Annotated in this window: 6 protein-coding genes and 1 pseudogene; 6 read left to right on the forward strand and 1 reads right to left on the reverse strand. The window is 70.4% G+C overall.

Going from position 1 to position 7225, the window contains the following annotated elements; all coding sequences use genetic code 11:
* The 6 genes and pseudogenes from G6018_RS16755 to G6018_RS16780 all read left to right on the forward strand — a co-directional run.
* Positions 1–193: pseudogene (locus tag G6018_RS16755) on the forward strand (enoyl-CoA hydratase); the annotation flags it as partial.
* A 39-nt stretch (positions 194–232) separates the two neighbouring features.
* Entirely contained in the window at positions 233–1828 is a 1596-nt protein-coding gene (gene fadD5 / locus G6018_RS16760; RefSeq protein ID WP_182610219.1) for a fatty-acid--CoA ligase FadD5, read from the forward strand.
* 94 nt (positions 1829–1922) lie between these two features.
* Positions 1923–2867: an MCE family protein gene (locus G6018_RS16765; protein WP_182640248.1), complete on the forward strand. Its 945-nt coding sequence runs from the start codon at positions 1923–1925 to the stop codon at positions 2865–2867.
* On the forward strand, positions 2864–3907 hold the full coding sequence (locus tag G6018_RS16770) for an MlaD family protein (protein ID WP_182609784.1): 1044 nt from the start codon (positions 2864–2866) through the stop codon (positions 3905–3907). Before G6018_RS16765 ends, G6018_RS16770 begins: the two co-directional genes overlap by 4 nt.
* The gene (locus G6018_RS16775) at positions 3898–5007 is read left to right on the forward strand and encodes an MCE family protein (protein WP_182640246.1); all 1110 of its coding nucleotides are present in this window, start codon (positions 3898–3900) and stop codon (positions 5005–5007) included. The genes G6018_RS16770 and G6018_RS16775 overlap by 10 nt, the downstream gene beginning before the upstream one ends.
* Positions 5008–5012: 5 nt before the next feature.
* On the forward strand, positions 5013–6167 hold the full coding sequence (locus G6018_RS16780; RefSeq protein WP_182640247.1) for an MlaD family protein: 1155 nt from the start codon (positions 5013–5015) through the stop codon (positions 6165–6167).
* On the opposite strand, the gene G6018_RS16785 is transcribed toward G6018_RS16780, so the two are convergent.
* Positions 6120–7175 (reverse strand): IS3 family transposase, encoded by a 1056-nt coding sequence (locus G6018_RS16785; protein WP_347237893.1) that lies wholly within the window; start codon positions 7173–7175, stop codon positions 6120–6122. The two genes, G6018_RS16780 and G6018_RS16785, sit on opposite strands and share 48 nt — an antisense overlap.
* Between the last annotated feature and the right edge of the window lie 50 nt (positions 7176–7225).

The following is a 7225-nucleotide window of genomic DNA, read 5'->3' on the forward strand; positions in this document are numbered from 1 at the left end:
CGCCCGCCGGCTGGCCCGCGGCCCCCGCCGCGCGCTGGAACTCACCAAGAAGTCGGTCACCGGGGCCACACTCGCCGAGCTGGACGCCGCGCTGGCCCGCGAGCACGAGGGACAGTGCGAGCTCCTGGTGTCCGACGACTTCGCCGAAGGGGTCGCCTCGATCCTCGAGAAGAGACGCCCCGAATTCTCCTGACCCGGTCCTCCACCCTCACCGCCCACGAAAGGCCGAATCATGACCACCGCCACCATGGACCCCGTCGCGGAACTCCACGCCGCCCGTCGCAACCACTGGAACACGTGGGTGGCCACCCACGCCGAGATGAACCCCGACGGCGAGGCGCTCCGCTACCTCGGCCAGACCACCACCTGGTCGCAGCTACACGAGCGCAGCGGTCTCTTCGCCGACGCGCTGGCCCGTCGTGGGGTCGCCAGGGGTGATCGGGTCATGCTGATCACCCTCAACAACCCGGAGTTCGTCGAGGCGGTGCTCGGCATCAACCGGTTGGGTGCCATCGCGGTGCCGGTGAACTTCCGCCTCACCCCGGCCGAGCTGGCCTACCTGGTGAGCGACTGCGCGCCGAAGGTCGTCGTCACCGACGCCCTGCTCGCCCCGCTCGTCGGGGCGATCCGTGCCCAGGGTGAGGAGCCGGGTGACCACATCGTCATCGGGGGCGAGTCCGGAACGGAGGACCAGACCACCTTCGCCGACGCGCTGGCCGAGGAGGGCGAACCGCATCCGCCGGTCGACGTCCCGGAGGACTCCACCGCCCTCATCATGTACACCTCGGGCACCACGGGTCGGCCCAAGGGCGCGATGCTCTCCTACGAGAACCTCACCGCCCAGTCCCTGACCTGTATCCGGGTGTTCCGGCTCTTCGACGAGGAGGGGCGCGCACTGTGCGCGGCCCCGATGTTCCACATCGCGGCGCTCGGTTCGATCGCCCCGAGTCTCCAGCTCGGCGGCGTCACGGTGGTCCACCCCCTGCAGGCCTTCGACCCGTCCGCCCTGCTCGACACCCTCGAGGCGGAGCGGATCACCAGCGTCTTCCTCGTGCCGGTGCAGTGGCAGGCCGTCTGCGCCGAGCAGAAGGCCCGCCCGCGGACGCTCGTGCTGCGCAACATCTCGTGGGGTGCGGCCCCGTCCACGGACACGATCCTGCGCGCCATGTCCGAGACGTTCCCGGACGCCCTCAACTGCGCGGTGTTCGGCCAGACCGAGATGAGCCCCATCACCTGTGCGCTCGACGGTGACGACGCGATCCGCAAACTCGGGTCGGTCGGCAAGGTCATCCCCACCCTGCAGGCCCGTGTGATCGACGCGTTCGGGGAGCCGGTCGGTCCCGGCGAGGTGGGCGAGATCGTCTACCGCGGACCCACCACCATGTCCGGCTACTGGAACAAGCCCGCGGAGACCGCGGAGGCCTTCGAGGGTGGCTGGTTCCACTCCGGTGACCTGGTCCGGATGGACGACGAGGGCTTCGTCTACGTCGTGGACCGCAAGAAGGACATGATCATCTCCGGCGGTGAGAACATCTACTGCGCCGAGGTCGAGAACGTCATCGCCGGCCACCCCCGGATCCGTGAGGTCGCGGTGATCGGTCGCAAGGACGAGAAGTGGGGCGAGGTGCCCGTCGCGGTGGTCGCCCAGCACGAGGAGGAGGGCCGCGCGGACATCACCCTCGACGAGCTGACCGGGTGGCTACGCGACAAACTGGCCGGCTTTAAGCTGCCCAAGCACCTCGTGCACGTGGAGGAGCTGCCGCGCAACGCCAGCGGCAAGGTGGTCAAGGGCGCGCTCCGCTCGGAGCACGGCTCCACGGGTGTCTGACCCGGCGGCCGAGTCGACGTCGGAACCCGGATACCACTGACATGGTCTTCCAACTCCCCGCGGGCCGGGGCCCGGTGGTCGATCTGGCGGGCCGATCGGCTGGGGAGCGCGGGCGTACGGCGCCGAGTTCACCGACGTCGGCGGGCTCGGCCCGGGCTCCGAGGTCACGGTCGCCGGCGTCCGCGTGGGCAGGGTGCTCGGAGTCGGGCGGGAGGTCGGCCCCCTGGGCGAGACGATCGCCGTCGTCGACTTCGAGGTCGAGCGCTCGGCGCCGGTCGCGAGTGGCGCGCGCGCGTCGGTCCGCTACGGGGACATGCTGGGCATCCGCTATCTCTCCCTCGATTCCCCACAGGACGGCGGACCGGCCGTCGGCGGTGCCGACCCGCTGCCGGAGGGGACGCGCATCCCGCTGGAGGCCACCACCGATCCCGTGGACCTCACCGCGCTCGTCAACGGGTTCAAGCCGCTGTTCGAGGCGGTGCGGCCGGACGAGGTCAACACCCTCTCGCGCACCGTGGTCGCCGCGTTCCAGGGCGAACCGGGTGCCATGGACGTCCTGCTCGCCCGCCTGGCGCTGCTGAGCCGGGACATCGTCGGCAGGCAGGACGTGTACACCCGGCTCGCGGACAACATCACGGCGCTCAACACCACGCTCACCGAGCGGGAGGAGGACCTCCAGCGGCTGGTCAGGGGACTCGACACCGTCTCCGGGGCGCTCGCGGACGGCGGCGGGAACGACCTCGCGGTGCTCATCGAGCGCGGGGACGCGGCCACCGCGACACTGGCCTCGATGCTCCGCGAGACCGATCCGGATCTCCGCGCGAGCGTGGACGCCGCTCGTCACACGACCGACGGGTGGATCCCCAACACCCCGGCGTTCGACACCGCGATGGGCAAGGCCCCGCTGTTCGCCCGGGAGGTCAACGCCCAGGCTCAGAAGGGTGGCTTCCTGGCCCTCTACATGTGCAACTTCACGGTCAAGTGGGACGACTGGGAGACCAGCCTGTTCGGCTACCGGAACTCGGGGGCGTGCCGATGAGTCCGATCACCATGGTGCGGGAGAGTCTGGTCGACCTCGTCCGCGACCCGAGGCACACCCGTCGCGGCAACACCGTCTTCGTGGGAGCCACATCGATCCTGCTGGTCATCGCGGTCTTCGCGGCGAGCATGGCCCTGCTCCGACTCTGGTACGTCCTGCGCACCGACCACTACGCGGCCGAGTTCGCCAACGCCGGGGGGGTACGGACGGGGGACCCGGTCCTGGTGGCCGGCGTGCCCAGTGGCCGCGTGGACTCCCTGACGTTGGAGCACGGGCTGGCGGTGGTGGGGTTCCGGCTCGACCGGGGCCAGGACCTGGGCGAGGCGAGCACCGCCACGATCGGTCTCAAGTCGATCCTCGGGAACAGGTTCCTCGAGGTCACGCCGGCGGGCGGGGGGGACCTCGGCCCGCACCGGCGGATCGGGGTGGAACGCACCACGTCGCCGTACATGATCGACGACATCGGGGGAGCGGTCACGGACCTGGCCGAGGAGCTCGACACGAGGGCCGTCAGCGCGATGATCGACAGCCTGGACAGCATCCTGCCGCAGGACGCCGGGGCCGCCGGTCAGTCGATCGACGACGTCTCCGCGGCCCTGGGTCTCCTCGCCCGCGAGGACGCGCGGATGTCCGGGGTGGTCACCACGACCCGCGAACTGACCGGGGTCCTCGTCTCGCAGGAGGCGGGTATCCGAGCTCTGACCGACCAGTCACTCGTGTTGGTCACCGTGCTCACCCAGCGTCGTGAGGCGCTCAGCTCCCTCGTGTCGTCCCTGGAGGATCTCGCGACCCGGGTGCGGGTGCTGCTCGACGAGGAGGCCGAGGACGTGGACCGCGTGCTGGGCAACATGCGCTCGATCAGCGAGACCTACCAGAGGAACATCGACGCGATGGACGAGGTGCTCACCCGGATGCCACCAGGACTCCGCGCGGTCACGGACGCGGCCGGGAACGGCCCGTGGACGGATGTCGCCACACCGACCGGCCCGATCCCGGATTCGGCGCTCTGCGCCCTGGGGGTGATGGACGGATGCAACTGAGACGTGTGAGCCGGACCAGGGTCGTCGCGATCCTCGTCACCGCCCTCGCCACCGTCCTGGTGTTGGCCTCTCTGCTCTCCGGCGCCCGGGGAGACGGCGGTCGCCAGGTGATCACGGCCGAGTTCGCCTCCGCCGAGGGCGTGTACGTCGGTTCGCAGGTCCGGATCGTGGGGGTCGAGGTGGGGATCGTGGAGAAGGTCGAGCCGACGGGGGACCTCGCACGGGTGCGGCTCTCACTGGAGCCCGGTACGCGGTTGCCCGCGGACGTGGGGGCTGTGGTGATGAACCCGGCCGTCATCGCCGACCGGTTCGTCGAGCTCACCCCCGCCTACGTGGGCGGGCCGGCGTTCCCGGACGACGGGGTGATCCCGGCCGAGCGGACGCGGGCACCCCTCGACTTCGACGAGTTCGTCTCCAGCCTGGACACCCTGAGCTCGGCGTTCTCGCCCGGAGCCGACGAGGTGGCACGTGGTCTCGACCGGGGGGCCGAGGCCCTCGACGGCCGGGGGGAGACGCTGAGCCGGGCCATCAGGAACCTGTCCACGGTCTCGGCGGTGGGCGGGGACCGGGCCGAGGATCTCGACGCGATCGTCACCGAGCTCGCGGTGCTGATGGACGCCGCGGGCGGTCGCGACCAGACCATGCGCGACCTCGTGCTGGGACTCGACGACCTGGGTCGGCAGCTCCGGGACGACCAGATCGACGTGGCGGCCCCGGCGGAGGACCTCCGTGTGATCCTCGACGAACTCGACGCGTTCGTCGCCGCGCGCGGGGACGACATCACCGGGACGACCACCGCGACCCGCGAGGTGACGGCGTTGTACGCCCGCCACCGCGCGGACTTCGCGGAGTTCCTGGATCTGTACCCGGTGATGATGGAGAACCTCGCGGCCGGGATCGGACCCGACGGTCGCGCGCGCATCCGCCTCAACGTCTCGTCCAACATCACCCACTTCGCCCGTGGCCGCGAGCTCTGCCGGCGTGAGCCGCTCCCACTGTGCACGGGCGCCGGCCTGACCAACCCGCTCATGTTCCCGGTCGAACAGAGTGACCCGATCGGCCTGGTCGGGGCGTTCGAACGAGTCGCGGGGGGTGGATGAGAGCCATGCGTGAGACCAGAACCCGTCCGCACCTGGTGCGCGGACTCGTGGCCCTCCTCGGGGTGGCACTGCTCGGGGGTGCGGCGATGGTGGCCGTGAACACGCCACAACTCGCACTCCAGTCTGTTCCCCTGGGGATGGACACCGGGGAGGGCTCGGCGGACGTGGAGATGCGGTTCGAGCGCGCCGACCGGCTCGCACCCGGAGCGGAGGTCCGCTACGGGGGACGCCTCGTCGGCCGGGTCCGCAGCGTCGGCACCGACGGAACCGAGGCCGTGATCGGCGTCCGCCTCGAGGGTGACTCCGGCGTCCCCGCCGGCGTCTTCGCCGAGATCCGCTTGCCCACCGCCCTCGGCAGCCCGTTCATCGCGCTCACCCCGCCGGCGGCGCCCGCGACCGGTGCACTACTCGAGGACACGGGGGTCGTTCCGCGGGTGCACACCGGCGTCGGTCCGGATCTCGAGTCCAGCCTCGCCTCGCTGGGACTGCTGCTCAACGGGAGTGGGATCGCGCAGCTCGGCTCGGTGATGGAGGAGCTCACCGTGGCCCTGGACGGGCGAGGTGAGGAGATCGGGCGCATCCGGGAGCGTGGGGACCGCGCCCTGGAGTTGTACGAGGCGAACCGCGACGAGATCGACCGGACGATCCTCGCCCTGGACCGGGTCAACGCCTCGCTCGCCGGTCGCCGCGAGCTCATCGACCGCGGCATGCGGGTGTCCGCCGACCTCGTCTCGGAGGCGGCGGCCAGTCGGGAGACGATCACCGCACTCATGGACACCACCACCGCCCTGACAGTGCAGGTCGAGCAGTTCACCTCGGCCACGGACGGGCGCCTGACGCCGTCACTGCGCACACTGACCGTCCTGCTCGAGGACATGGAGGGCTTCGGGGACGAGGTGGCCCCCACCCTGGACGCCCTGCAGCGCTTCGTCACGAACTTCGACGTCGCGATCCGCGGGGACCACATGATGTTCGACGGCGCGCTCGACCTCCCCGGCTCGCTGGATGCCCTGGGCACCGGCGGTGAGGCGCGCGCGGGTCGACCGCTGCCGCCCGGTGCCACCGGCCCCCCCGACGCCCAGCCGCCCGTGGGGGGTGCGGAGCGTGTCAAATCAATTGAGACGTGCAGTGGTCGGTTGAGCCTGGCTAGTTTCGGCTGATCGGGCTGCGGGGTCGTTGATGGTCACTTTCTCTGGTAGCCGGGGTGGGCGCGGGCGCCGGGTGAACCGTTCAGGGTGCTTGGCGTAGGCAGCGTCGAGCACGAGCTGCCGCTTGTCGCGGATGTGATCGGCGGTGCCGTCGTGGACGCTGGCCGGGGTGTGCAGTCCGATCCCGCTGTGCCGGTGTTCGTGGTTGTACCAGTGGGTGAACCGGTTCATCCATGCCCGGGCGGCACCGATGCTGGCGAACCGCTCCGGGTAGTCCGGTGTGTACTTCATGGTCTTGAACTGAGACTCGCTGTAGGGGTTATCGTTGCTGGTGCGCGGCCGATTGTGCGACCGGATGACATCCAGGTCGACCAGCAGCGAGGCCAATGGCTTCGAGGTCATCGCCGCGCCCCCGTCGGCGTGGAGATACCCCGGTGCCCGCCCTTGCTCAGCGATGGCGTCAGCGACCAGGTCAGCCGCCAGTTCGCCGTCCTCGACGGTCTCGATCCGCCACCCGACGACGTAGCGGGAGAAGATGTCGATGACGACATAGGCGTGGTACCAGACGCCCTTGGCCGGACCCCGCATTTTCGTAATATCCCAGGACCAGACGTCATTTGCCGCGGTCGCCACCAGCTCGGGAATCTTGCGCGGCGGATGGGTAGCCTGCCTGCGGCGTTCGCCGTTCATCGCCTGGGCGGCCAAGATGCGGTGCATTGTGCGCTGCGAGCAGTGATACCGGCCCGCGTCGAGCTCTCGGGCCCACACCTGGGCCACCGACAGATCGGCGTAAGCGTCGCTGGTGAGCACGCCCAGCACCGCGGCGCGGTCCGGGTCGCTGAGCTCGGCAGGATGTCGGGCTTTGGGGTGCGGGCCGTAGGCGCGCGGCTTCGGATTCGCCTGGCGGTGGTGCGTTGCCCGCGACCGGCCAACCAGCGCACATGCGCGCACCACACCCAGCAGCGCGGTCAGCAGCTGCGCGGTCTCGGCCTGCCAGGTGCGCCAGGCCGCCCGGCTCACCGCGTGTTCTTTTTCGAGAGCGCCTCCAAGAACGCGACACCTTTTCCCAT

The organism is Dietzia sp. DQ11-44, from assembly GCF_014145205.1.
Classification (GTDB): Bacteria; Actinomycetota; Actinomycetes; order Mycobacteriales; family Mycobacteriaceae; genus Dietzia; species Dietzia natronolimnaea.